The 26496-nt window shown below is 65.3% G+C and carries 23 protein-coding genes; 13 read left to right on the forward strand and 10 right to left on the reverse strand.

Features of this window, described 5'->3' with window-relative positions:
• Window positions 1-9 precede the first annotated feature (9 nt).
• The 6 genes from JY96_RS02600 to JY96_RS02625 form a co-directional block, all read right to left on the reverse strand.
• Complete coding sequence (locus JY96_RS02600; protein WP_369796115.1) at window positions 10-1161, reverse strand: BMP family ABC transporter substrate-binding protein; 1152 nt, start codon at window positions 1159-1161, stop codon at window positions 10-12.
• A gap of 75 nt (window positions 1162-1236) precedes the next feature.
• Window positions 1237-2172 carry an ABC transporter permease gene (locus JY96_RS02605; protein ID WP_035034705.1) on the reverse strand — a complete coding sequence of 312 codons (936 nt, stop codon included), beginning with the start codon at window positions 2170-2172 and terminating at the stop codon, window positions 1237-1239.
• Complete coding sequence (locus JY96_RS02610) at window positions 2169-3230, reverse strand: ABC transporter permease (RefSeq protein WP_035040905.1); 1062 nt, start codon at window positions 3228-3230, stop codon at window positions 2169-2171. The genes JY96_RS02605 and JY96_RS02610 overlap by 4 nt, the downstream gene beginning before the upstream one ends.
• Window positions 3217-4764: an ABC transporter ATP-binding protein gene (locus JY96_RS02615; RefSeq protein ID WP_035034707.1), complete on the reverse strand. Its 1548-nt coding sequence runs from the start codon at window positions 4762-4764 to the stop codon at window positions 3217-3219. The genes JY96_RS02610 and JY96_RS02615 overlap by 14 nt, the downstream gene beginning before the upstream one ends.
• A complete protein-coding gene (gene guaD, locus JY96_RS02620) occupies window positions 4761-6125 on the reverse strand; it encodes a guanine deaminase (protein ID WP_052162059.1) in 1365 nt (454 codons plus the stop codon). The genes JY96_RS02615 and guaD overlap by 4 nt, the downstream gene beginning before the upstream one ends.
• A 41-nt stretch (window positions 6126-6166) precedes the next feature.
• Window positions 6167-7171 (reverse strand): LysR family transcriptional regulator, encoded by a 1005-nt coding sequence (locus JY96_RS02625; protein WP_035034709.1) that lies wholly within the window; start codon window positions 7169-7171, stop codon window positions 6167-6169.
• A gap of 147 nt (window positions 7172-7318) precedes the next feature.
• On the opposite strand from JY96_RS02625, the gene xdhA reads away from it, so the two are divergent.
• The 4 genes from xdhA to JY96_RS02645 are packed head-to-tail and all read left to right on the forward strand — an operon-like array spanning window position 7319 to window position 13509.
• Complete coding sequence (gene xdhA / locus JY96_RS02630) at window positions 7319-8857, forward strand: xanthine dehydrogenase small subunit (protein WP_035034713.1); 1539 nt, start codon at window positions 7319-7321, stop codon at window positions 8855-8857.
• A 31-nt stretch (window positions 8858-8888) separates the two neighbouring features.
• Window positions 8889-11228 (forward strand): xanthine dehydrogenase molybdopterin binding subunit, encoded by a 2340-nt coding sequence (gene xdhB, locus JY96_RS02635; RefSeq protein WP_035034715.1) that lies wholly within the window; start codon window positions 8889-8891, stop codon window positions 11226-11228.
• Window positions 11216-12109, forward strand: coding sequence for a xanthine dehydrogenase accessory protein XdhC (gene xdhC, locus JY96_RS02640; RefSeq protein WP_081960980.1), 894 nt, complete (start codon window positions 11216-11218; stop codon window positions 12107-12109). The genes xdhB and xdhC overlap by 13 nt, the downstream gene beginning before the upstream one ends.
• Entirely contained in the window at window positions 12106-13509 is a 1404-nt protein-coding gene (locus JY96_RS02645) for an 8-oxoguanine deaminase (protein ID WP_255352652.1), read from the forward strand. Before xdhC ends, JY96_RS02645 begins: the two co-directional genes overlap by 4 nt.
• Before the next feature lie 88 nt (window positions 13510-13597).
• Here the strand turns inward: JY96_RS02645 and JY96_RS23790 are convergent, their stop codons facing one another.
• The 3 genes from JY96_RS23790 to uraH form a co-directional block, all read right to left on the reverse strand.
• Entirely contained in the window at window positions 13598-14311 is a 714-nt protein-coding gene (locus JY96_RS23790) for a PEP-CTERM sorting domain-containing protein (RefSeq protein WP_035034717.1), read from the reverse strand.
• Window positions 14312-14460: 149 nt separating this feature from the next.
• Complete coding sequence (locus tag JY96_RS02655; protein ID WP_369796117.1) at window positions 14461-15684, reverse strand: urate hydroxylase PuuD; 1224 nt, start codon at window positions 15682-15684, stop codon at window positions 14461-14463.
• Between the two features lie 9 nt (window positions 15685-15693).
• On the reverse strand, window positions 15694-16125 hold the full coding sequence (uraH, locus tag JY96_RS02660; RefSeq protein WP_081961559.1) for a hydroxyisourate hydrolase: 432 nt from the start codon (window positions 16123-16125) through the stop codon (window positions 15694-15696).
• Between the two features lie 159 nt (window positions 16126-16284).
• Here uraH and JY96_RS02665 point away from each other — a divergent pair, with 159 nt between their 5' ends.
• From JY96_RS02665 to JY96_RS02690, 6 genes are read left to right on the forward strand one after another with little or no spacing between them, the layout of a single operon-like run.
• The gene (locus JY96_RS02665) at window positions 16285-17010 is read left to right on the forward strand and encodes a GntR family transcriptional regulator (protein ID WP_235333829.1); all 726 of its coding nucleotides are present in this window, start codon (window positions 16285-16287) and stop codon (window positions 17008-17010) included.
• Window positions 17011-17049: 39 nt separating this feature from the next.
• A complete protein-coding gene (gene puuE / locus JY96_RS02670) occupies window positions 17050-18015 on the forward strand; it encodes an allantoinase PuuE (protein WP_035034720.1) in 966 nt (321 codons plus the stop codon).
• An 11-nt stretch (window positions 18016-18026) separates the two neighbouring features.
• Window positions 18027-19808 (forward strand): 2-oxo-4-hydroxy-4-carboxy-5-ureidoimidazoline decarboxylase, encoded by a 1782-nt coding sequence (gene uraD / locus JY96_RS02675; protein WP_035034721.1) that lies wholly within the window; start codon window positions 18027-18029, stop codon window positions 19806-19808.
• Window positions 19805-21058, forward strand: coding sequence for a M20/M25/M40 family metallo-hydrolase (locus JY96_RS02680; protein ID WP_035034724.1), 1254 nt, complete (start codon window positions 19805-19807; stop codon window positions 21056-21058). Before uraD ends, JY96_RS02680 begins: the two co-directional genes overlap by 4 nt.
• 48 nt (window positions 21059-21106) lie before the next feature.
• Complete coding sequence (locus JY96_RS02685) at window positions 21107-21979, forward strand: rhodanese domain-containing protein (RefSeq protein ID WP_052162061.1); 873 nt, start codon at window positions 21107-21109, stop codon at window positions 21977-21979.
• A 10-nt stretch (window positions 21980-21989) separates the two neighbouring features.
• Complete coding sequence (locus tag JY96_RS02690) at window positions 21990-22907, forward strand: pseudouridine synthase (protein ID WP_235333830.1); 918 nt, start codon at window positions 21990-21992, stop codon at window positions 22905-22907.
• Here the strand turns inward: JY96_RS02690 and asd are convergent.
• Complete coding sequence (gene asd / locus JY96_RS02695) at window positions 22891-23733, reverse strand: archaetidylserine decarboxylase (protein WP_035034729.1); 843 nt, start codon at window positions 23731-23733, stop codon at window positions 22891-22893. The genes JY96_RS02690 and asd overlap by 17 nt on opposite strands.
• 155 nt (window positions 23734-23888) lie before the next feature.
• On the opposite strand from asd, the gene JY96_RS02700 reads away from it, so the two are divergent.
• From JY96_RS02700 to JY96_RS02710, 3 genes are read left to right on the forward strand one after another with little or no spacing between them, the layout of a single operon-like run.
• A complete protein-coding gene (locus JY96_RS02700; protein WP_235333831.1) occupies window positions 23889-24902 on the forward strand; it encodes an ABC transporter substrate-binding protein in 1014 nt (337 codons plus the stop codon).
• Window positions 24902-25666 carry an ABC transporter ATP-binding protein gene (locus JY96_RS02705; protein ID WP_035034737.1) on the forward strand — a complete coding sequence of 255 codons (765 nt, stop codon included), beginning with the start codon at window positions 24902-24904 and terminating at the stop codon, window positions 25664-25666. Before JY96_RS02700 ends, JY96_RS02705 begins: the two co-directional genes overlap by 1 nt.
• Window positions 25663-26460, forward strand: a complete 798-nt coding sequence (locus JY96_RS02710) for an ABC transporter permease (protein ID WP_035034738.1) — start codon at window positions 25663-25665, stop codon at window positions 26458-26460. Before JY96_RS02705 ends, JY96_RS02710 begins: the two co-directional genes overlap by 4 nt.
• The last annotated feature ends 36 nt before the right edge of the window (window positions 26461-26496 follow it).

A 26496-nucleotide genomic window follows, 5' to 3' on the forward strand; every position in this document is an offset into this window, starting at 1 on the left:
CTTGTGTGTTTACTTGCTGGAGGGCACGACGCCATCCACGCCCTTGACGTAGAAGTTGATGCCGCCGAGGAACTTGTCGTCCGCCACGGCGTCCTTGGCCAACACTTCCTTGCCGTCCTGACCCAGGATGGGGCCCTTCCAGATCACGAAGCTGCCATCCTTGAGGCCGGCCTTGACGGTATCGACCTTGGCTTTCAGGTCAGCAGGCACCTTGTCGGAAATGGCCACGATGTCGATCGCGCCTTCCTTCACACCCCACCACACGCCACCGGTCTGCCAGGTGCCATTCAGGACATCGTTCGTAGCCTTGATGTAGTACGGCCCCCAGTTGATCACGCTGGATGCCAGGTGGGCCTTGGGGCCGAACTGGGTCATGTCCGAATCCCAGCCGAAGGCGTACTTGCCGGCCTTCTCGGCGGTCTGCAGCACGGCGGGCGAATCGGTGTTCTGGAACAGCACGTCGGCGCCCTGGTTGATCAGGCTCTGCGCGCCTTCGGTCTCCTTGGGTGGATCAAACCAGGCGTTCACCCACACGACCTTGGTCTTGACCTTGGGGTTGACGCTTTGCGCGCCCAGGGTGAACGCGTTGATGTTGCGGATCACCTCGGGGATAGGAATCGAACCCACGACACCCAGCACGCCAGACTTGCTCATGCCGCCAGCGATCACGCCGGCCATGTAAGCGCCTTCGTACGTGCGTGAATCGTAGGTGCGCATATTGGGCGCGGTCTTGTAGCCGGTGGCGTGCTCGAACTTCACGTTCGGGTTGTCGGCTGCGACCTTGAGCATGGGCTCCATGTAGCCGAAGGTGGTGCCGAAGACCAGCGTGTTGCCCTGGCCCACCAGGTCGCGGATCACGCGTTCGGCCTCGGGGCCTTCGGGCACCTTCTCCACGAAGGTGGTCTTGACCTTGTCACCGAATTCTTTCTCGATTGCCAGGCGGCCTGCGTTGTGGGCGTAAGTCCAGCCCGCGTCACCCACGGGGCCGACATAGGCGAAGGCGATCTTCAGAGGGCCCGCAGGCGCGGCGGCGGCAGAGGCGGCCGTCGCACCAGAAGCAGCCTCAGGCGCCGCGGACTCTTTCTTGCCGCAGCCCACCAGGCCCGCCGAGGCGGCCAGCGTGGCCAGGCCCGCCAACTTCAACAAAGAACGCTTGGACATCGGTGAAGTCATGTCATCTCCAGGGTTGAAAACAAGTCTGGACCGCAGCAATGATCATGCCGCGATCATGCCAACTCAGGCGCCCGGATGGAAGGGCTTGCCCAAGGAAGCGGGCATGTTGATGCGAATCCACGTCGGATTGCGCGAGATCAGGACGAGGACCACGATGGTCGACAGATAGGGCAACATCGTCAACCATTGGCTGGCTATTTGAACGCCCTGCCCTTGCAATTGGAACTGCAGCATGGTGACCCCGCCAAACAGGTAGGCACCCAGCAGCACGCGCGCAGGCCGCCAGGTGGCAAAGGTGGTGAGTGCCAGTGCGATCCAGCCCTTGCCCGCCACCATGCCCTCGACCCACAAGGGCGTGTAGACCAGCGAGATGTAGGCCCCTGCCAGGCCACACAGGGCGCCACCGGCCATCACCGCCAGCAAGCGGATGCGGCGTACCGGGTAACCCAGCGCGTGCGCGGACTCGGGTGACTCACCCACGGCGCGCAGCACCAGGCCCGGGCGCGACTTCATGAGGAACCAGCTCAAGCCGATGGTGAGTGCCACGGCGAGGTACACGAAGGGGTGGTGGCGGAACAGGGCTGGCCCCACAAAGGGCAGATCAGCCAGGAAGGGAATGTCGAAGTGCGCACGCTCGGGCAGGCGCTGCTGGGTGTACTGGATGCCGGCGAACGCACTCAGGCCCGCCCCGAACAGGCTGAGCGCCAGCCCGCTGGCGTACTGGTTGGTGTTGAGCCAGATGACCAGCACACCGAACATGGCGGCCATGGCGGCACCAGCCAATGCGCCTGCCATGAAGCCCAGCGTGTCGCTGCCGGTCTGCACGCCGGTGGCGTAGCCGGCAATGGCGGCCACCAGCATCATGCCCTCGGCACCCAGGTTGAGCACGCCAGCGCGCTCGTTGATGAGCAGGCCCAGCGCGGCCAGCGCCACCACCGTGCCGGCATTGAGCGTGGCCGCGATCAGCAAGGCCAGGGAGTCAGCGGTCAGTCCGGTCATTTGGCAGCCACCCAGCGCAGGCGTTGATGGATGAAGGTGTCACAGGCCAGCAAGGCAAACAGCAACAAGCCCTGGAAGACGCCAGTCAGGGCCTTGGGCAGCCCCAGGCGCGACTGAGCGAGTTCGCCCCCGATGTAGAACATGCTCATCAGCACCGCCGAAAACACGATGCCCACGGGGTGCAAGCGCCCCACGAAGGCCACGATGATGGCGCCGAAGCCGTAGCCCATGGGGATATACGGCGTGAGCTGCCCCTGCGGCCCGGCCGCATCCAGCCCGCCGGCCAGCCCGGCCATGGCGCCCGAGAGCAGCAAGGCCGTCCACAAGGCGCGCCGTGACGAGAAGCCTGCATACCGGGCCGCCGCAGGCGCCAGACCGCCCACCTGCAGCTGGAAGCCTGCATACGTGCGCGCCATGAACACCGTCAGCACCAGCACCGCCAGCAAGGCCATGCCCACGCCCACGTTCATGCGCAAACCGCTGAAGAGCTTGGGCACGCGGGCCGCATCCAGAAAGGTGATGGTCTGGGGGAAGTTGTAGCCGGCCGGGTCCTTCCAGGGGCCGTAGACCAGGTAGCTCAAGACCATCTCGGCCACATACACCAGCATCAGGCTGACCAGGATTTCATTGGCATTGAAACGGTCGCGCAGCAAGGCGACGATGGCAGCCCACAACATGCCGCCCAGCACCCCGGCCAGCAGCACCAGCACCCAGAACCAGTTGGCACTGGTGGCGGTCGCATGCATGGCCACGCCACCAGCGAACACCGCGCCCATCACAAACTGCCCTTCGGCCCCGATGTTCCAGATATTGGCCTTGAAGCACACGGCCAGACCCAGACCGATCAGGATCAGGGGCGTGGCCTTGAGGCTGAGTTCGGACAAGGCGTAGCCGCTCCTGAGGGGCTCGACGAAGAACATCTGCAAGCCGGCCAGCGGGTCCTTGCCCAGGGCCAGAAACAGCAGCACACCAATGCAGACGGTGATGGCCAAAGCCAGCAACGGTGAAGCCAGCATCAGCGTGGTGGACGGCGTGGCACGCGGCTCAAGCTTGAACATGCCCGCCCCCTTGCACTGCAGCACCATGCTGGCCACCGTGGTGATCCCACAGGCCACTCATCCACTCGCCCAATTGCTCGACGGTGGCATCGGCCGTGGCCAGACTGGGCGACAAGCGCCCTTGTGCCATCACCATCATGCGGTCGCAGATTTCAAACAACTCGTCCAACTCCTCACTGACGACCAGGATGGCGCAACCGGCATCCCGCAGCTTGATCAACTCGCCGCGGATTTGCGCCGCAGCGCCCACGTCCACACCCCAGGTGGGCTGAGACACCAGCAGCACGCGCGGCTCGGCATCGATCTCGCGGCCCATGATGAACTTCTGCAGGTTGCCACCCGACAGGCTCTTGGCCATCGCATGCGGGCCTGCCGCCCTCACATTGAAGCGCTCGATCAGCTCGCTGGTCATGCCCCACACGCCGGCCATGCGCAGCCAGCCGCCCGGGCCGATCGCATCCTTGCGCGTGAGCAAGGTGTTCTGCGCCAGCGACATGGTGGGCACGGCGCCGCGGCCCAGGCGCTCTTCGGGCACACTGTTGAGCCCGAGGTGGCGGCGTTTCATGGGCGATGCGCGGCTGATGTCGTGGCCAAACAAGGTGACGCTACCGGGTGCACCGCGTGGGTCTTCACCGCTGAGCACGGCCATCAAGGCCTGCTGCCCGTTGCCTGAGACACCTGCAATGCCCAGGACCTCGCCCGCGCACAAAGCAAAGTTGACATCCTTGAGGCTGACGCCAAACGGATCGTCACTGGGCACGTTCAGGCCTTTGACAGCCAACGCCACCTCACCCAGCACAGGCGCCTGCCGGTTCAACTCAATGGGCTCGGAGCCGATCATCAAACGTGACAAGCTGGCATTGCTCTCCTGGCGAGGGTCCACCTCACCGGTGACCTTGCCGCCGCGCATCACCGTGCAGTGGTGGCACAGCGAACGGATCTCATCGAGCTTGTGGCTGATGTAGAGGATGGCGCAGCCGCGCTCGGCCAGCTGGCGCAAGGTGGCAAACAGCTTTTCCACCGCCTGCGGAATCAGCACCGAGGTGGGCTCGTCCAGGATCAACAGTTGCGGGTTGGTCAGCAGCGCGCGCACGATCTCGATGCGCTGGCGCTCACCGACCGTCAGCGAGTGGACATGCCGATCCGGGTCGACCTCCAGCCCGTATTCACCGGACACCTGGCGGATGCGTTGGGTGACCTCGGCCAGGCTGAGCGATTTGTCCAGCCCCAGCCACACGTTCTCGGCCGCCGTGAGCGTGTCGAACAGCGAGAAGTGCTGGAACACCATGCTGATGCCCAGCGCACGCGCCTCCTGGGGCGACTTCACATGCACGGGCTGGCCGTTGAAGAAGACCTCGCCGGCATCGGGCTTGACCGAGCCGAAGATGATCTTCATGAGTGTGGACTTGCCCGCCCCGTTTTCGCCCAGCACCGCGTGGATCTCGCCTGGCCGAACCTTCAGGCTCACCCCGTCATTGGCGCGCACGCCCGGGTACTGCTTGGTGATGCCGCGCAATTCAAGACGAAGGCTCATGCTGCTGCTCGAGTTTTGTATACAGTTTGACCTGCAATGAGCGTGCCTGCCAGATTGCGCTCGTCCCCCAGGGTCATCCAGACAAACAGGCGCTCGTGCAGGTCACCACTGGCCTGCGCCAGGCGATCGCGGTGCGCCGCCACGTCACCCACAGCCCAATCCCAGATGGCCAGATCGGCCATGCAACCGGGCTCCACGCTGCCGATCTCGTCAGCCAGACCGAGGTGGCGCGCCGCGCCCAGGGTGGCGGTGTACAGCGCCTTCCAGGCCGTGAGACGGGTGCCTTGCAGGGCCTGTATCTTGTAGGCGTCGCCCATATTGCGCAGCATCGACAGGCTGGTGCCGCCGCCCACGTCGCTGGCCAGACTCACGTTGACGCCCTCGCGCTGCGCCTGAGCCCAGTCGAACAGACCGCTGCCCAGGAACAGGTTGGACGAAGGGCTGTGCGCGATCTGTGCACCACGTTCACGCAGCACGGCGCGGTCATTGGCGTCCAGCCAGATACCGTGAGCCAGCACCGCTCGTGCGCCAATCAGGCCATCGCGGTCATACACGTCCAGGTAACTGCGCGCATCCGGGAACAAGGATGCAACCCAGCGCACCTCGTCCTGGTTTTCAGCCACGTGGGTCTGCATGTAGGTGCCAGCATAGGTCTGGCACAGCTGCCCGGCCATCATCAACTGCTCGGGGGTACTGGTCGGTGCAAACCGGACCGTCACGGCGAAGGCTTGCCTGCCCTTGCCATGCCAGCGGTTGATCAGGTCCACGCAATCGCGCTCGGCCTGGTCCACGTCGTCGCGCAAGCCTTCGGGGGCGTGGCGGTCCATCAGCACCTTGCCGGTGATCAGGCGCATGGCGTGGGCGTCGGCCTCTTCGAACAAGGCCTCGGCACTCGCCTTGTGCACGGTCGGGAAGACCACCGCCGTGGTCGTGCCGTGCGCCCACAGGGCTTTGAGGAAGCGCTGGGCCCCATCTTTCGATACAGCAGGATCCGCATAGCGCCGCTCGGCAGGAAAGGTGTAGGTGTTGAGCCAGTCCAGCAAGGCGGTGCCGAAACTGGCAATCACATCCAACTGCGGGCAATGCACGTGCGTGTCGATGAAGCCCGGCATGATCAGGCGACCACGGTGATCCTGCACCGGCGCGGCTTGCCAGTCGACATCCAGCGCCTGGCTTCGCGGCTGCACCGCCACCACCCGCCCGGCTTCGATCAGGACGGCGTGGTCCGGGCGCCAACGCACGCCCAGGGCTTCTTTCGGCGTCGCAAAGCCCGGATCCTCGGTGAAGTCCAGCACATCGCCCCACAGAATCAGGCGGCCTGCTGGCGCTGTTGGAGTCGGGTTGGATCCGGCAAGGCTCATGGGGTGTCGATTCAGTTCAGTCAAGGCAGTCGGTGTGGCCATCAACTGGCACTGCGCACAGGCAAGGCCTGCGCACGCGTGGGCGGCCGCACAGTTTGCAGACCACGCACGACGTCACGCACCTGTTCGCGCAACCAGCGGCTGGCTGCAGAGTGATGCGTCAGGTCATGCCAGAGCTGATAGTAGTTCATCGGCGGGAAGGCCACGGGGCAGCGCACGATCTTGACGTTCAACTGTTGCGCATACCGCTCGCAGAAGCGCCGCCCGGTGGTCAACACCAGCAGGGAGCCGGCCACCATGTAAGGCAGCTGGGCGAAGTGCGGGTTGCGCACCACGATGTTGCGGCGCAGGCCCTGCGCGGCCAGGTGCTCGTCGATGATGCCCAGCGCACCGGGGTGCAGGGCGGGTGGCGCCACATGCTCGCACGCCAGGTACTGATCGACCGACCAGGCGCGCTTGCCCTCTTTGGGGAGCCTGGCGGCGGGGTGATCCTCGGACACCAGGCACACCACCTCATCGCTGAGCAGGCGCCCCAGATGCAGTTCGTCAGAAGGCTCCAGCCAGTTGCCCACGACCAGGTCGACCTCGCCGCGGGCCAGGCTGCGGCGGTAGTCCAGATCGGCGGAGAGTTGCACCACCTCCACGCGCACATGGGGCGCCAGCCGCCTCAGGCGCAAGGTCAACTCGGGCAGGAAGAAAGGGTCGAGGTAATCGGTGGCGGCCAGCCGGAATGTCAATGTGGATGTCGCCGGGTCAAACTCGCGCACGGAGCTGGTATGGCCGAACATGCTTTGCGCGTGCTGCAGGATGGCGGCAGCGGGTGCCAGCAGGCTGAGCGCCACGTCTGTCGGTGCCATGGTCTGCCCGCATCGAACAAGCAAAGGGTCCCCCGTCAACTCGCGCAGGCGCTTGAGTTGAGAGCTGACGGCCGGTTGGCTGGATTGCAGGCGAATGGCCGCCCGCGAGACACTGCATTCGGTGATCACGGTGTGCAAGACACGTATCAGGGAGAGGTCGATCTTCTCGAAAAGTGCGCTCTTGCTCATACACCAAGTCTGATAATGCTTATTAGCGAAATGGTATGGCCGGACTCTACACTGGCGATACCCTCTTCGAGGTGAGTGGCAACGCAGGCACGGGCTTTGCGGACACTTTGCCCCGTCGTCAAACCGCTTGCTGAAGGAGCCCTGCGCATGAGCACCGCCGCCCCCCGCCCGATCCGCTTCGTGCACCAGGGGCAGATCCAGGAAGTCCAGGGCCTGCCACCCACCACCACGGTGCTGCAATGGCTGCGCGAGCACGCACACTGCACCGGCACCAAAGAGGGTTGCGCCGAGGGCGATTGCGGCGCCTGCACGGTTGTGGTGGGTGAAGCAGATCCTGACACCGGTGCCTGGCGCCAGAAGACGGTCAACGCCTGCATCCAGTTCCTGCCGACACTGGACGGCAAGGCACTGATCACGGTCGAGGATCTTCAGGCCGCGGGCAGCGACAAGCTGCACCCCTGTCAGCAAGCCATGGTGGACTGCCATGGTTCGCAGTGTGGCTTCTGCACACCTGGTTTCGTGATGTCGCTGTGGGATGTCTATCAGACCCACGAGCAGCCTCTGCCACGCGCGGATCTGGCTGATGCACTGTCTGGCAACCTGTGCCGATGCACGGGTTACCGCCCGATTCTGGACGCGGGCCAGAAGATGTACGAAGCACCGCGCGAGGCCTTCGCCAGTGACACCATGCTGGCGCAGTTGAACAGCTTGAACACCGCCTCGTCACCAGGGCTGGTCTACGAAGGCCCATCCTGCACGGACAGCCCACAACGCAGCCGGTTCTTTGCACCGCGCGACCTGAGCGAGCTGGCCGCACTGCGCCAGGCCATGCCCGAAGCCCGCTTGCTGGCCGGCAGCACCGACATCGGCCTGTGGGTCACCAAACAGTTCAAGGCCTTGGGCGACATCATCTATCTGGGCAAGGTGGCCGAGCTGCAGGCCATCACGGCAGATGCGTCTGCGCAACCAGATCAAACGGCGCGGCTGAATATCGGCGCCGCGGTGACGCTGGAGCAAGCCTGGCAAGCGCTGGCCACGCACATGCCCGCGCTGCGCGAGATCTGGCTGCGCTTTGCCTCACCGCCCGTGCGCCATGCCGGCACACTGGTGGGCAATCTCGCCAACGGGTCACCCATTGGTGACAGTGCGCCCATCCTGCTGGCGCTGGACGCCACGCTGGTCTTGCGACAAGGTCAGGCCACGCGCCAGATGCCCCTGTCCGCCTTCTACCTGGACTACATGAAGAACGCCCTGCAAGCGGGCGAGTTCATCCAGTCGGTGCAGGTGCCGGTCGTCAACCCGCAAGGCCCCGGCGTCCTGCGCGCCTACAAGATCGCCAAGCGACGTGACAGCGACATCTCTGCCGTCTGTGCCGGGCTGTACATCGAACTGGACGGCGAACGCATCGTGGCGGCACGCCTGGGCTGGGGCGGCATGGCGGCCACGGCGCGTCGAGCCACCCATGCTGAAGCCGCACTCATCGGGCAGGACTGGACCGAAGCCACCCTGCGACAGGCACAGGCGGCACTGGTGCAGGACTTCCAGCCCATGACCGACCTGCGCGCCACCCGCGACTACCGGCTCAAGGTGGCCGCCAATCTGCTGGAACGCTTCTGGCTTGAAACCAGGCCGACCAGCCCTCTGCGTGCCCAGGACGTGCAGGTCTGGCCCTGTGACGCCACCTGATGCGGCGACACGATGTTTTGAACGAGCGCACATGAACAAGACCGTTGACGCTTTTCGCCCCAGCGCGGCAGCCGGACGCGCCCTGCCGCACGAGTCGGCACACCTGCACGTCGCTGGCCAGGCCACCTACATCGATGACCTGCCCGAACTCGCAGGCACCCTGCATGCAGCGCTGGGCCTGTCGCCTGTTGCGCATGGCAAGCTGCTGTCCATCGATGTCGAAGGCCTCAAGGCGCAAGCGGGCGTGGTGGCCATCCTGACCGCGGCCGACATCCCCGGCCTCAATGACTGCGGTGCCCTGGTTCATGACGACCCCATCCTCGCCGAGGGTGACGTGCGTTACCTGGGGCAACCGGTCTTCGTGGTCTTGTCCCGCAACCGTGAGACCGCCCGCCGGGTGGCCGCACGTGCGTCAGACTTCCTGCGCATCGAGCCTTTGCCCGCCCTGCTCACACCCGAGGCAGCGCATGCGGCCGGGCAGTATGTGGTCCCGCCCATGCACCTGCATCGGGGCGACACGGCCCAGGCACTCACGGATGCGCCAGCGCGCCTGCAAGGGCGTTTTCAGCTTGGCGGCCAGGAGCAGTTCTACCTGGAAGGCCAGATCTCCTACGCCATCCCGAAAGAAGGCAAGGGCCTGCTGCTGCATTGCTCTACCCAGCACCCCAGCGAGATGCAGCATGCCGTGGCGCACGCCTTGAACCTGCATGCCCACGATGTGCTGGTGGAATGCCGCCGCATGGGCGGTGGCTTTGGTGGCAAGGAATCGCAATCAGCGGTGTTTGCCTGCATTGCGGCCATCGCCGCGTGGAAGCTGAAGAAGCCGGTGAAGCTGCGCCCCGATCGCGATGATGATTTCATGATCACCGGGCGCCGACATTGTTTCGTGCACGACTACGACGTGGGTTACGACGCCGATGGCCGCGTGCTGGGCGCCAAGGTCGAGATGCTGGCCCGCGCCGGCTTCTCGGCTGATCTGTCCGCCCCCGTGATGACACGCGCCCTGTGCCACTTCGACAATGGCTACTACCTGCCCGCCGTGGACCTGCACGGCTACTGCGCCCGCACCAACACGCAGAGCAACACCGCCTTCCGCGGCTTCGGCGGGCCTCAGGGCGCACTGGCCATCGAGGTCATCCTGGATTCGATCGCGCGCCGGCTGGGCAAGGACCCGCTGGACGTGCGCCTGGCCAATCTGTACGGCACGTCTGACCGCAACGTCTCGCCCTATGGCCAGACGGTGGAAGACAACGTGCTGCGCGCCTTGATGAACGAACTGGTCGACAGCAGCGACTACCGCGCGCGGCGCCAGGCCTTGTCCGCCTTCAATGCCGGCAGCCCCGTGCTCAAGAAGGGCCTGGCCCTGACGCCCGTCAAGTTCGGCATCTCCTTCAACGTGGTGCACCTCAACCAGGCGGGCGCACTGGTGCACGTCTACAGCGACGGCAGCATCCTGGTCAACCACGGCGGCACCGAGATGGGGCAAGGCCTGAACACCAAGGTGGCGCAGATGGTGGCCCACACCCTGGGCGTCAAACCCGAGCGCGTGCGCGTGACCGCCACCGACACCAGCAAGGTGGCCAACACCTCGGCCACAGCCGCATCCACGGGCTCGGACCTCAATGGCAAGGCCGCGGCCAACGCCGCCCAGCAGATCCTGGAGCGCCTGGTGCAGATGCTGGCGACCAAACACCAGGTGCCGGCAGAGGCCATCCGCTTTGTGGACGATACGGTGCAAGTGGGCCCCGAGCTGCTGCGCTTCGAGGATGTGGTGATGGCCGCCTACATGGCACGCGTGCAGCTGTGGTCAGACGGCTTTTACGCCACGCCCAAACTGCACTGGGACCGCCAGACCATGCAAGGCCGCCCCTTCTTCTACTTCGTGTATGGCGCCGCCGTCAGCGAAGTGCTGGTGGACACGCTCACGGGCGAGTGGAAGCTGCTGCGCGCCGATGTGCTGCACGATGTGGGGCAATCCATCAACCCGGCGGTGGACATTGGCCAGATCGAGGGCGCCTTCATCCAGGGCATGGGCTGGTTGACCAGTGAAGAACTCTGGTGGCACCCGCAAACGGGCAAGCTGATGACGCACGCCCCATCCACCTACAAGATCCCGACGGCCAGCGATTGCCCGGCCGACTTCCGCGTGAAGCTGTTCGACAACCAGAACGTGGAGGACACGGTGTACCGATCCAAGGCCGTGGGCGAACCGCCGCTGCTGCTGCCCTTCTCCGTGTTCCTGGCCATCCGCGATGCCGTCTCGTCGGTCGCCGATCACCGCGTCGACCCGCCGCTGCGCGCACCCGCCACACCCGAGGCCATCCTGGACGCCATCGAGGCCGTCAAGGCAGGTGGGGCATGTCCAGCCTGAGTGCGCCCGCGCTTCGCCAACGAGCCTGCGAGTGGGTCCGCCAGGGCCGGCGCGCCATGCTGATCACGGTGATGGACAGCAAAGGCTCCACGCCCCGTGATGCGGGCACACGCATGCTGGTGAGCACGGATCAACTGCTGGGCACGATCGGTGGCGGGCACCTCGAATGGCAGGCCATCGACCTGGCGCGTCAGGCCCTGCGGGAATGCGGCGAGCAGGCAGCGGCCACCTGGGAGCGCAGCTTCGCACTGGGCCCCACGCTGGGCCAATGCTGCGGCGGGGTGGTGAGCCTGCGGTTCGCCCCGCTGAACGAGGCTGCCATGCGCGACTGGCCCCTGAGCCAGGGCCTGCACATCGAACTGCATGGCGCCGGGCATGTCGGGCAGGCCATGGTCAAACTGTTGGCCGATCTGGATTTTTCCGTGCGCTGGATCGACACGCGCGACAGCAGCGACCCAGGCTGCGGCCTGCCGGATGACGCCACCCTGCAGGCCCTGCCCGCCCAAATCACCTGGCTGCCTTCGGACTGCCCCGAAGCCGAAGTGGCCGATGCGCCAGCCGGCGCCATCCACCTGGTTCTCACACACCGGCATGATCTGGACCTGCGCATCATCGAGGCCGTCTTGCGGCGTGGCGACAGCCTGTTTGCCGGCTTGATCGGGTCACAGACCAAACGCGCCAAATTCCTGCATCGGCTGCAGGACAAAGGGCTCAGCGCGGACCAACTGGCGCACATGAGCTGCCCCATCGGCCTGCCAGGCCTGCAAGGCAAGGAGCCCGCCGTGATCGCCGTGGCCGTCGTCGCGCAGCTGCTCCTGCTGCGTCAGCAACACGTTGCTGCCACGGCCACCTCAGCACCATCGGAGTCAGACGCCAAGTGAACACCCCCACCCTGTTGATCAAGGACGCCGACTGCGTCGCCACCATGGATGACGAGGGCCATGAGTGGCGACAAGCCAGCGTCCTGATCCGTGACCACGAGATCGTGGCGGTCGGCCCCACGGCGACCTTGCCTCCTGAGCTGCTGGCCCAAGCGACGCACACCATCGACGCGCGCGGCCACATCGTCATCCCGGGCCTGGTGAACACGCACCACCACATGTTCCAGAGCCTGACACGGGCGGTGCCGGCCGCACAGAACGCCGAGCTGTTTGGCTGGCTGCGCACGCTCTACCCCATGTGGGCCAGGCTGACACCCGAGATGATCCACGTGTCCACGCAAGTGGCCATGGCCGAGCTGCTGCTCAGCGGTTGCACCACCAGCAGCGACCACCTCTACCTCTATCCCAACGGCGTCCGTCTGGATGACAGCATCGCAGCCGCTCGCGAGATCGGCATGCGCTTCCATGCCTGCCGGGGCAGCATGAGCGTGGGCGAGCGCGCGGGCGGCCTGCCACCCGACAGCCTGGTCGAGTCCGAAGCCGACATCCTGCGTGACAGCCAGCGCCTGATCGACACCTTCCATGATGGCGGGCGCCTGTCGATGTTGCGCATCGCGCTGGCGCCCTGCTCGCCTTTCTCGGTCAGCCCGGACCTGATGCGTGAATCGGCCCGGCTGGCCCGCAGTTACGCGGGCGGCAAGGTGCGCTTGCACACCCATCTGGCCGAGAACGACCACGACGTGGCCTACACGCGCGAGAAGTTCAACTGCACGCCCACCGAGTACGCCGAGATGCAGGAATGGCTGGGCGATGACGTGTGGCACGCGCACTGCGTCAAGCTCGATGACCACGGTATCGGCCGCTTCGCAGCCACCCACACCGGCGTGGCGCACTGCCCTTGCAGCAACATGCGCCTGGCCTCCGGCATCGCGCCGATACGCGCCATGCTGGACGCGGGCGTGCCCGTTGGCCTGGGCGTGGACGGTTCAGCCAGCAACGATGCGGCACACATGCTGGGAGAAGCGCGACAGGCCATGCTGCTGGCGCGCGTGGGGCGCAGCCTGCAGCCCTTTGGATGCGACCACGGCCCCGCCGACATGACGGCCCGCGATGCACTCAGGCTGGCCACCCGCGGGGGTGCCCAGGTGCTGGGTCGAGACGACATCGGGCAGATCGCCCCGGGCATGGCGGCCGACCTGGCCATCTATGACCTGCGAACCCTGTCCATGGCCGGTAGCGCCATCCATGATCCGCTGGCATCGCTGATGATGACGCAGCCTGCGCCAACGGCCTGGACCATCGTGCATGGACGCATCGTGGCAGACCATGGGCGCCTCAGCACCGTGGCCCTGCCCTCGCTCATCGAGCGACACAACCAACTGGCCATGCAGCTCATTTGAAGCAAACCGCTTGCGAATGAAAAAAGCGCACTGCCCTTCAGCAGTGCGCTTTGAAATCTTTGCCGAGGCCCGAAGGCCTCGCGGGCCATCAGGCTTTCTGCTGGCGACGTGCGCGCAAGCCCACCACGCCCAGACCAGCCAGCACCAGGGCCAGCACTTCGGGCTCAGGCACGGCCGTGGTCTGCACGCCGATCTTGTACTGGCTCAGCGTCACGTAAGCGGCGCTGCCCTGGCCGGTTGCACCAGCGCCAGCCAGCAGGTCCAGGGCCGACAGACCGATGGGGCCGGAAGACGAGAAAGCCAGTGCGCCGGAGGCGTTGAAGGCACCAGCCGATGATTGGCCTGCGCCCAGCGACACCACCTGGTAAGGTGTGTTCTGACCCAGCGGATCCGTGCCGTTGACCGTCACCCAACGGGAAACCAGGCCGGCCATCACGCCAGCTTGTGCATCCTGGGCATCGCCAGCCACCGCACGGTGGTCACCGGCAACCGACTCGACCAGACCCGACAGGGTGTAGCCCGTCTTGGCGGTGATCACGATGGGGAAAGGCTTGCCACCGTAGCTGTCAAACGAACCGATGGTGCCGTTTGTTTCGACGGAACCACCAATGGCGAAGGTGCTGTAGTCCAGGCCACCGAAAGTGACCACGCCACCTGCCACGCTGACGGAAGCGCCTGGCAGGAAAGTGTCTTCGTAGCTCAGCAGGTAGTTGCCAGCGTCAACAGTGACGGAGGCAGCTTGTGCCACGGGCAAGGCGCCCAGGAGACCCAACGACAGTGCGGCGATTGCAAACTTCTTCACGGCCAGACCTTGATTTGTAACGGTATGTGCCCACTATAACCACCCGCTGCCAGCTTTTGTGACCATCTTGCCCCCTCGGCCAGGGGGGAGTCCCCCTGAAAGCAGCGGGGACTTACGGGCCTTTTCCACCCGATGGAAAACCGGGCTCATCAAGACGCTGGCGAACCTGCCTTGAACCAGCGCGCCAGCAGCGCCCGCTCGGCATCGGTGATGCCCGTGGCGTTGTTCATCGGCATGGCTTTGAGCACGACGGCCTGCTGGTAGATCTGCTGCGCATGCGCGCCGATCTGTTCGGCGGTGTCCAGCCGGACACCTTTGTTGGCCAGCTGGGCGTTGTGACACAGCACGCAACGCTGCGCCACCACGGCCTGCACCTGTGCCAAGGTCGGCGCGGGCTCCGCAACAGAAGACGACGCGTTCGCCGAGGGCGCAGGCGCCAGCCAGATCGCCACCCCAACCAGGATCGCCACACCCGCCAAGGCCCAGCCCCAAGGCGGGCGGGTGCCGGCCAGCTGCGTCTTGTGGCGCGCCACGAAGAACTGCCGGATCAAGGCCCCGGCAAGCATGATCAACACCAGCACCAGCCAGTTGTGCGCGTGCCCGAAGGCCCAGCCATAGTGGTTGCTGAGCATGGCGAACAGCACCGGCAGCACGAAATACGTGTTGTGCACGCTGCGCTGCTTGCCGCGTTTGCCATGAACAGGGTCAACCGGCTCACCCGCCTTCATGGCGGCGACCACCTTGCGCTGCCCCGGAATGATCCAGAAGAACACATTGGCGCTCATGGCCGTGGCGATCATGGCACCCACCAGCAAAAAGGCCGCCCGACCTGCAAACAGCTGGCATGCGCCCCAAGCCGCGGCCACGACCATCGCGAACACAAATGCCCCGACGACCTGATCGCCCTTTTTGCCCTGGCCCAACGTGCGACAGATCAGGTCATACAGCAGCCAGAAGCCCGCCAGAAAGCCCAAGGCCGCCAGCACGGCGGCACCCGGCGTCCAGGCATGCACGGACTTGTCGATGAGAAAGGTGCCCGCGTTGAACAGGTAGAGCACCGTGAACAAGGCAAAGCCCGTCAGCCAGGTGGAATAACTCTCCCAGAAAAACCAGTGCAGGTGATCCGGCAGGCTCTTGGGCACCCCCATGTACTTCTGCGGGTTGTAGAAGCCACCGCCGTGCACCGCCCACAGCTCGCCACCCACGCCCTTGTCTTTCAATTGCGGATCCGTTGGCGGGGTGAGCGAGTTGTCCAGCCAGACAAAGTAGAAGGAGGACCCCACCCAGGCGATGGCCACGATCACGTGCGCCCAGCGCAACAGCAGATTGGCCCAGTCCAGTGCATAGCCCCACAAGGGCGACATCTCCATCATCAACAGGCCTCAGCTTCCACGATAGGTTGAATACGACCAGGGGCTCACCAGCAAAGGCACGTGGTAGTGCGCCTGGGCATCGGCGATACCGAAATCCAGCGGCACCTTGCCCAGAAAGGCAGGCTTGGGCAGGGGCACGCCCTTGGTCCGGAAGTAGCCTTCGACATCGAAGATCAGGCGATAGCAGCCCACCTTGAAATCCGCGCCGGACAACAAGGGCCGGTCGAGACGCCCATCGGTGTTGGTGACCACGCTGCGCAGCGACAGCCAGCGGCCGTCAGCACAGCCATCCGGCGAGGTCTCGCGCACATACAACTCCAGCTTCATGCCCTCGGCAGGCGTGCCGTGAACGGTATCGAGCACGTGGGTGGTGAGGTAGCCCGTGTCGACAAGAGGAGACGCGAGTGGTGGCGTACCGGATGGGTCGGCGCTGTTGCTCATGATGTGGCTCCCGCTGCGTGACCGACGCCGGACCAGCCCGATGTCAGCTTGCGGATTGGCTTGCTTTGACAATCTGAAAGTGTATACACTTTAAACATGATGAGCGTCGCGCGCAAGACATCTCCTTCCTCCCCACACACAAGCAGCCGGCGTGCCCGCTTGACCCGTGCGGACGCGGCCCTCATTGCCGAACCGGATGCACCAGAATCGTCACCCGAGGTGTCGAGCACCGAGCACATCGTGGCAGCCGTCACGCGGGCCATCGTCGAACACCGGCTGCTGCCTGGCGCCAAGCTGGTGGAACAAAAACTCGGTGACCGCTTTGGTGTGTCGCGCACGGTGGTGCGTCAGGCGCTGTTTCGCCTGTCCGAATTGAAGCTGGTGCGCCTGGAGCCCGCGCGTGGTGCATTCGTGGCGGCCCCGTCCATCCAGGAGGCCCGCGAGGTCTTCGCCGTGCGGCGCATGGTCGAGTCCCAGATGCTGCGGGAGCTCATTGCCTGCATCAAGCCTGCCGACATTCGCCAACTCAAGGCCCACCTCAAGGCCGAGCGAGAAGCGGTGGCACGCATTGACGTGCCCACCCGTACCAAGCTGCTGTTCGATTTCCATGTGCGGCTGGCCGAAGTCCTGGGCAACCAGGTGCTGGTCGAGCTGATGCAGGAGCTGGTGTCGCGCTGCTCGCTCATCACGCTCATGTACCAGTCATCGGACAACGCCCAGAACTCGAATGCCGAACACGCCTTGCTGCTCAAGACCATCGAGGCCAGAGATGTCGAGCTGGCCTTGCAATTGCTCCACCGCCACCTGGCATCCGTGGAGCACCAGTTGACCGAGGCGCCTCGCACCTCGGCCCCTTCCTTGCGTCAGGCCCTGACCACCCCCTGACGCCACCCGCCCGACACATCCAGCCTGACCGCCTGCACCATGACCCCAACCGCGCCTCCTGCCTACCCACGCGATCTCATCGGCTACGGCCACACGCCGCCGCATGCGCAATGGCCAGAAGGTGCGCGCATTGCGGTGCAGTTCGTGCTGAACTACGAAGAAGGCGGCGAAAACTGCGTGCTGCATGGTGATGCCGGCAGCGAGCAGTTCCTCAGCGAGATGGCCAACCCGGCGGCCTACCCGGATCGGCACCTGAGCATGGAATCCATCTACGAATATGGGTCCCGGGCCGGCGTGTGGCGCATCCTGCGCGAGTTCGAAAGGCGCGGCTGGCCGCTGACCATCTTCGGCGTCAGCATGGCCCTGCAGCGGCACCCTGAGCTCACCCGAGCCTTTGTCGATCTGGGCCATGAAATCGCCTGCCACGGCTGGCGCTGGATCCACTACCAGACCATGGACGAAGCGCTGGAGCGCGAGCACATGCGCATCGGCATGCAGATCATCGAAGAGATGACCGGCCAGCGTGCCCTGGGCTGGTACACCGGGCGAGACAGCCCCCACACCCGCCGGCTGGTGGCCGACTATGGCGGGTTTGCTTATGACAGCGATTACTACGGCGACGACCTGCCCTTCTGGACCGAAGTGCAGCGCAGCGATGGCCAGACCGTGCCGCACCTGATCGTGCCTTACACGCTGGATGTGAACGACATGCGCTTCTCGCTGCCGCAAGGTTACGCCCAGGGTGAAGACTTCTTCACCTACCTGCGCGACACCTTTGATCTGCTGTACGCAGAAGGTGACCCCGCCGGCGACAACGCGCCCAAGATGATGAGCGTGGGCATGCACTGCCGCCTGCTGGGCCGCCCCGGCCGCTTCAGAGCCTTCCAGCGCTTTCTGGACCACGTCGCACAACATGATCAGGTCTGGGTGTGCCGCCGCATCGACATCGCCGAGCACTGGCGGCGGGTGCACCCCTACGCGGCGCCCACACAGGCATCGGTCTGAGGAGCCACGGCATGCACCTGTCCCTGGATCAACTCAACACGGCAGACCAGAGTGGCTTCGTCGCCTTGCTGGAGGGCGTGTACGAGCATTCGCCGTGGATTGCCGAAGCGGCCTGGGCTTCGCGGCCATTCAGCACCGTCACGCAGCTGAAGTACGCACTGGCCAAGGTGGTGCGGTCAGCCGATGTCGAGCGCCAGAAAGGCCTGATCCGCGCGCACCCTGAACTCGCTGGCAAGGCAGCGGTGGCGGGCCAGCTCACTGCCGAGTCCACCAACGAGCAAAGCCGTGCCGGCCTCACCCATTGCACCCCCGAAGAATTCGCACGGCTCCAGCAACTCAACGCCGATTACAAGGCGCGCTTCGGCTGGCCCTTCATCCTGGCTGTGCGCGGCCCGAGAGGCGCCGGCCTGACTCGCCAGCAGATCATCGACACGTTTGCGCGCAGGCTGGACAACCCGGCGGACTTCGAACTCGCGGAATGCCTGCGCAACATCCACCGCATCGCCGAGATCCGCCTGCATGACAAGTTCGGCACCGAGCCCACTGAAGGCAACCTCGTGTGGGACTGGGCCGAAGCGCTGGCCGCACACAGCGAGCCCGGCTATGCCGAGCAAGGCCAGCTCACCGTCACCTACCTGACGCCAGCCCATCAAGCCTGTGCGGCGCAATTGCAGACCTGGATGCGCGAATGCGGTTTCGACGAGGTGTCGCGTGATGCCGTCGGCAATGTGGTGGGCATCTACCACGGCAGCGACGCCAGTGCCCCGCGCCTGCTGACCGGCTCGCACTACGACACCGTGCGCAACGGCGGCAAATACGACGGGCGACTGGGCATCTTCGTGCCCATGGCCTGCGTGCGCGCGCTGCACGCCCAGGGCCGCCGTCTCCGGCATGGCATCGAGGTGATCGGCTTCGCAGAAGAGGAAGGGCAACGCTTCAAGGCCACCTTCCTGGGCTCGGGCGCACTGGTGGGGGCGTTCGAGCCGAACTGGCTGGATCAAGTCGACGCAGATGGCGTGAGCATGCGAGATGCCATGCAAGCGGCAGGGCTCACGGCCAGCCTGGACGACATCGCCAGGTTGCAGCGAGACCCGGCGCGCTACCTGGGTTTCGTCGAAGTGCACATCGAACAAGGCCCCTGGCTGGATGAGATCGACCAGCCGCTGGGCGTGGTCACCGCCATCAATGGCAGTGCGCGTTATGCGGGCGAGGTCATCGGCCTGGCCAGCCATGCCGGCACCACGCCCATGGGGCGTCGCAAGGATGCCGCAGCCGCCGTGGCCGAGTTGCTGCTGTATGTGGAGCAGCGCGCCGCGCAAGATGCCGACTCACCTCGGGGGCCATCGGTCGGCACGGTGGGCGTGCTGCATGTGCCATCGGGTTCGGTCAATGTGGTGCCAGGCCGTTGCCAGTTCACCCTGGATTTGCGCGCCCCCGACAACAACCAGCGAGATGCCCTGGTGGCCGATGTGCGGCAGCAGCTGGCGGCCATCTGCCAACGACGCAGCCTGCGCTTCACCCTGGAGCAGACCATGCAAGCCAGCGCTGCCCCCTCTGACCCAGCCTGGCAAGCGCGATGGGAAGCCGCTGTGACCCACTTGGGGCTACCCGTGTTCAAGCTGCCCAGCGGCGCGGGCCACGACGCCATGAAGCTGCACGAGCGCATGCCACAGGCCATGCTGTTCGTCCGCGGCGGCAACGCCGGCATCAGCCACAACCCGCTGGAAGCCATCACCAACGACGACGCGCAGCTTTGCGTGGACGCCTTCATGCACTTGCTGGAACAGCCATGAGCACACAAGCCGAGCGCTACACCCGACTGGACCAATGGATCGACGCTCACTTCGATGAAGAGGTGCGTTTCCTGCAGGCACTGGTTCAGGTCCCGACCGACACACCGCCCGGCAACAACGCGCCGCATGCCGAACGCACGGCAGCCTTGCTCAATGAGTTTGGCTGGCAGGCTGAAGCCTATGGCGTGCCGGAAGCCGAGGTCAAAGCCTACGGCCTGCAGAGCCTGACCAACCTCATCGTGCGCCGCCCTTTCGGGCCAGGCGGCCGCGTGGTGGCGCTCAACGCGCATGGCGATGTCGTGCCGCCAGGCGAAGGCTGGACGCATGCCCCCTATGGCGGGGAGGTGGTGGACGGCAAGCTCTACGGGCGAGCCGCTGCCGTCAGCAAAAGCGATTTCGCCACCTACAGCTTCGCACTGCGGGCGCTGGAGGCGCTGGCGGACCATCTGCCACCGGGCATCCTGAAGGGCTCGGTCGAGTTGCACTTCACCTACGACGAGGAGTTCGGCGGCGAACTGGGCCCCGGCTGGTTGCTCAAGCAGAAACTGACGAAGCCCGACCTGCTGATCGCAGCGGGTTTCAGCTATGAGGTGGTCACCGCGCACAACGGCTGCCTGCAGATGGAAGTCACCGTGCATGGCCAGATGGCGCACGCCGCCATCCCGCACACCGGCATCGATGCCCTGCAAGGCGCGGTCACCATCCTCAATGCGCTGTACGCACAGAACAAGATCTACCAGGGCATCACCTCGAATGTGCCTGGCATCCAGCACCCTTATCTGAATGTGGGACGCATCGAAGGCGGCACGAACACCAACGTCGTGCCCGGCAAAGTCACGCTCAAGCTGGACCGCCGCATGATCCCCGAAGAAGACCCCGTTGCCGTGGAGGCCGACATCCGCCGCGTCATCACCGAAGCGGCGGCCACCTTCACCGGCATACAGGTCGACATCAAGCGGCTGCTGCTGGCCCATTCGCTTCGCCCCCTGCCTGGCAACGAACCCCTTGTCGAGGCCTTGCAGAAGCATGGCGAAGCCATCTTCGGCGAACCCATCCCGACCAGTGGCACGCCGCTCTACACCGACGTGCGCCTGTACTGCGCGCAGGGCATCCCCGCCGTCATCTACGGTGCGGGGCCGCGCACGGTGTTCGAGTCCAACGCCAAGCGGGCTGACGAACACCTGGTGCTGCAGGATCTGCACCGCGCAACCAAGGTGGTGGCCCGCACCCTGCTGGATCTGCTGAGCTGATTTCCCTTGGTGAAAGGGCTGCCGGCCGCCGTTTGAGACAATGGCGGCATGCAACACACCTCGTTTTACCGCTTCGTGCCCCTGAGCGACCCGGATCAGGTCGCCGACATCCTGCGCGAGCTGGTGCAGCCGCTGACTGGCAGCGTGCTCGTGGCACCAGAAGGCATCAGCGGTGCGCTGGCGGGCAGCACCGAGCAACTCGACGCCTTCGAGCGCGCCGTGCGCGAGGACCCACGCCTGCATGGCGCCTTTGCAGACATGCCTTTCAAGCGCAGCGCCTGCCGCACGCCACCGTTCTGGAAAGTGCGCGTGCACCGCAAGCCCGAGATCGTGGCCCTGGGCCTGGATGGCGTCACCGGCGTGGTGCCTGACCGTGCGGAAGGCCAGCACCTGAGCCCGCAGCAGTGGCGCGAGCTGATCGCCCAGGACGACGTCGTGCTCATCGACAACCGCAACAGCTTCGAGTACCGCCTGGGGCGCTTCAAAAACGCCATCGACCCGAGCGTGGGCAACTTCCGTGACTTCCCCGACTACGTCCAGGCGCACGCCGACGAGTGGAAGGCGCAAGGCAAGCGCGTGGCCATGTACTGCACCGGCGGCGTGCGCTGCGAAAAGACCAGCGCCTGGATGCAGCAATTCGGCCTGGATGTCTACCAGCTCGATGGCGGCATCATGAACTACTTCCAGTCCATGCCGGATGCGGACAAGGACTGGCAAGGCGAGTGCTTCGTGTTCGACAACCGCGTGGCCGTCGACACCCATCTGCAGGAAACCGACACCACCGCCGACGAGGTCTACCGACAGGATGTGCCCGATGAGCTGTGGCGCCTGGAGCGCGCCCACCGCCTGTCGGCCTTCACCCCCAAGGTGCCCAGCTCACGCGCCGATGCCAGGCCAGAAGAGGATGACAAGCCAGACTAAGTTGGCCAGCATGCTGCCCACGATCGATGGCGTCAGCCCCAGTTGCGTCGCCCTGCCCCACGGCCCCTGGGCCACCATGCTGGACTTCCTGGCCGAGCGCATCCCTGCGGTGCCGCGCGAGGACTGGGCACGCCGCATGACCCAGGGTGAGGTGGTCGATGCACACGGGCAAGCCGTGGCGCCGCATGCGCCTTACCGCGCCCAGACCAAGCTGTATTACTGGCGCAGCCTGCCCTTCGAGCACAAAGTGCCTTTTGAAGAGGTCGTGGTCTTCCAGGATGAGCACCTCGTGGTCGCCTACAAGCCCCACTTTCTGCCGGTGACGCCCAAGGGGCGTTACCTGCAGGAGACGCTGCTGGTGCGCCTCAAGCGCAAACTGGGCATCGACACCCTGGTGCCCATGCACCGCATCGACCGGGAAACAGCCGGGCTGGTGGCCTTCACCATCCAGCCGCACACCCGCAACGCTTACCAGAGCCTGTTTCGAGACAAGACCATCAGCAAGACCTACGAGGCCATCGCGCCCCTGAACCCGGCCGTGAGCCTGCCCTTGCGCTACCAGTCCAGGCTGGAAGAGAGCGCGCGCTTCATGGCCATGCACGAGGTGGCAGGCCCGACCAACGCCGAGACCCACATCGAGCTGATCGAGTCTGCCGGTGGCCTGGGCCGGTTCAGGCTGAGCCCCGTCACCGGCCAGAAGCACCAGTTGCGGGCCCACATGTGCGCGCTGGGCATGCCCATTCTGGGTGACCAGATCTACCCCGAACTGCAGCCCGCCTTGCCGCCCGATGTGGCACCGGACTTCTCGCAGCCTCTGCAGCTGCTGGCACAAGCCCTGTCCTTCATCGACCCGGTCACCGGCCAGCCGCGGCACTTCCACTGCGGCCGCAGCCTGGACCTGCAAGCGGCCCTCAGCGCTTGGCCATGAGCTCGCCCATGAGGATGGGCTTGGCCGGCGCCCAGGCCGGATTGAAGCTCAAGGGCCCCTTGGGAAACAGCATGACTACGGTCGAGCCCAGCAGGAAGCGGCCCATTTCGTCACCCTGCTTGAAGCGGATGTCCTGGTCGTCGTAACGCCATTCACGCACGTCGCCCGTGCGCGGCGGGTTCACCACGCCATGCCACACGGTCGCCATGCTGCCCACGATGGTGGCGCCCACCAGGGTCAGCACAAAGGGGCCACGCGCCGTCTCGAACACGCACACCACACGCTCGTTGCGTGCGAACAGGCCGGGCACGCCGCGGGCCGTGGCCGGGTTGACCGAGAACAGGTCGCCGGGCACGTAGATCATGCGCGTGAGCTTGCCATCGCAGGGCATGTGGATGCGGTGGTAATCCTTGGGGCTCAGGTAGAGCGTCGCGAAGTGGCCGTCTTCAAAGCGGGCAGCCAATTGCGCGTCACCGCCCACCAGGGTGGTGGTGGAGTAGTCGTGGCCCTTGGCCTGGAAAATCTGGTCCTTGCGGATGGGCCCGAACTGGCTGATGGCGCCATCCACCGGGCTGATCAGGTCGGCCTGGGCCAGCGGCCGCGCACCGGGCTTCAGGGGGCGCGAAAAGAACTCGTTGAACGTGGGGTAGCTGGCGATGTCCGGGTTGGCGGCTTCGCTCATGTTCACGCCGTAACGCCCGACGAACCAGCGGATGAAGCGGGTGGTGGCCGCGCCGCCCTGCAAGGAAGCCAGGGAACCCGCCAGCTGGGTCAGGGCTTTCTTGGGCAAGACATACTGCAGCAACACGAAGAGACGATCCGACACTAGGGCCCCCGGGGATTTGAACGAAGCCGCGCATTTTATCGTTGTGGCCTCGGGGCCTCACTCAGCCCCACAATCCGGACGAGATCAAGGCACCTCGGCCCTGGCTCAGGTACAAAGCGGGGCTGGATCGCCCTCATCCAACGGAGTACTCACCCATGAACACCCCTCGGTCAACCATGCAACGCTTCACCCGCCTTGCCGCCCTGGCGATCAGCGCGATGGCCGCCGTGTGCATGCACCAGGCGGCGCACGCGGCCGACAAGTTCACCTACATCACCAACTGGTACGCCGAGGCCGAGCATGGCGGCTTCTACCAGGCCCAGGCCACCGGCCTGTACGCCAAGGCGGGGCTGGACGTGACCCTGAAAATGGGCGGGCCCCAGGTCAACCTGATGCAGTTGCTGATGGCCGGCCAGGCGGACTGCGTCATGGGCTATGACGTTCAGACCATCCAGGTCTGGGAGAAAGGCATCCAGGCCGTGACGGTGGCCGCGGCCTTCCAGAAAGACCCGGTCGTCATGATCGCCCACCCGGACGTCAAGCGGTTCGAGCAGCTCAAGAGCAAGACATTGCTGGTGGGCAGCGCCGGCCAGGTCACCTACTGGCCCTGGCTGAAGACCAAATACGGCTTCACCGATGCGCAGATGAAGCCGTACAACTTCAGCATCCAGCCCTTCCTGGCCGACCCCAACATCGCACAACAGGGCTACCTGGCCTCGGAGCCCTTCTCCATCGAGAAGGAAAGCAAGATCAAGCCAACTGTCTTCATGCTGTCGGACCTGGGCTGGCCACCCTACGCCATGACGGTGGTGTGCTCCGTCAAGACCATCCAGGAACGCCCCAGGCAGGTTGCCGCCTTCGTCAAGGCCTCGATGGAAGGCTGGCGCAGCTACCTCAAGGGTGACCCGACGCCGGGCAACACCCTGATCAAGAAGGACAACCCCAACATGACCGATGACCTGCTGGCCTACGGCATCGCCAAGATCAAGGAGCAAGGCGCGGTCATGGGCGGCGATGCGGCCAAATACGGTATCGGCGTCATCACCGACGCACGCATGAAGCAGACCTACGACCTGCTGGTGCAGCACAAGCTGCTGGACCCGAGCAAGGTTGATATCAAAAAGACCTACACGACCCAGTTCGTCAAGGATCTGAAGGTCATGCCCTGATGGGTGAGCCAGCAGCGCCTGCTGTCGAGTTGCAAGACGTCGAGCAGGTCTACCCCAATGGCACACGGGCGCTGATGCCTGTGTCGTTGCGCATCCAGCCAGGCGAGTTTGTGTCGCTGCTGGGCCCCTCGGGCTGCGGCAAGAGCACCTTGCTCAAGATGGTGGCGGGGCTGTTGCAGCCCACGGCAGGCCGCATCCAGTTGTCCGGGCAGGCCTTGTCCTTTGTGTTCCAGGAAGCCACGTTGATGCCCTGGGCCGATGTGCACACCAATGTGCGCCTGCCGCTGGACCTGGCGGGCGTGCCGCGCCCGCAAGCCGATGGCCGTGTGGACGAGGCCTTGCAGCTCGTGGGCCTGAGCGCGTTTGCCAAGCAAAGGCCACGCGAACTGTCTGGTGGCATGCAGATGCGCGTGTCGATCGCGCGGGGCCTGGTGACACGCCCGCGGCTGCTGTTGATGGACGAGCCCTTTGGCGCGCTCGACGAAATCACCCGCAACAAGCTGGATGCCGACTTGCTGGCCTTGTGGCGGCAACAAGGCCTCACGGTGGTGTTCGTCACGCACAGCATCACCGAGGCGGTGTTCCTGTCCTCGCGCGTGATCGTGATGGGCGCCAGGCCCGGCCGCGTGGTCGAGGACCATGCGCTGGACAACCCCTGGCCGCGTGATGACGACTACCGCACCAGCCCGGCGTTCAACGCGCATGTGCGCCACCTGCAGCACCGCCTGAGCCAGGCTTCGATCTCGACGGGGGAGGCGCCATGAGCACGCTCACCGACAAGCTCAAGCAAACCGTCAAGCGAGCCGCATTGCCCGTTTTCATGGCCTGCGTGCTGCTGGGCATCTGGCAGGCCTGGACGACATTGCAAGGCATCCCCGAGTACCTCGTGCCCTCGCCCTGGGTGATCGCCAAGACACTGGTGGCCAGCTGGGCCGTGCTGGGCAGCGCCTTGCTGGTCACCATCAAGATCACGGTGCTGGCCTTCATCAGTGCCACGGTGCTGGGCGTGCTGATGGCCTTTGCCATGGTGCAAAGCCGCTGGATCGAAGCCGTCTTGCTGCCCTACGCGGTGCTGCTGCAGGTGACGCCCATCGTGGCCATCGCCCCGCTGATCATCATCTGGGTGAAGGACCCGACCGCTTCGCTGGTGGTGTGCGCCACGCTGGTCGCGCTGTTTCCCATCATCTCCAACACCACCATCGGGCTGCGCAGCGTGAACCCGGGGCTGGCAGCCTACTTCCAGCTGCAAAAGGCCACGCGCTGGCAGACGCTGCTGCGCCTGCGCATCCCCTCCGCCTTGCCCTACTTCTTTGCCGGCTTGCGCATCTCGGGGGGCTTGTCGCTGATTGGCGCGGTGGTGGCCGAGTTCGTGGCCGGCACGGGTGGCACGGGCACGGGTCTGGCCTATCAGATCCTGCAGTCTGGCTACCAGTTGGACATCCCGCGCATGTTTGCCGCACTGGTGCTGATCTCGGTCACCGGGGTGGCCGTGTTCGCCTCACTGGCAGCCTTGTCGCGCTGGGTGCTGGGCGGCTGGCACGAAAGCGAGATGCGCTGAGCGCTCGCCAAGCGCCCCCTGCGAGCGCCTGCGGCG

The organism is Aquabacterium sp. NJ1, from assembly GCF_000768065.1.
Taxonomy (GTDB): Bacteria; Pseudomonadota; Gammaproteobacteria; order Burkholderiales; family Burkholderiaceae_C; genus Aquabacterium.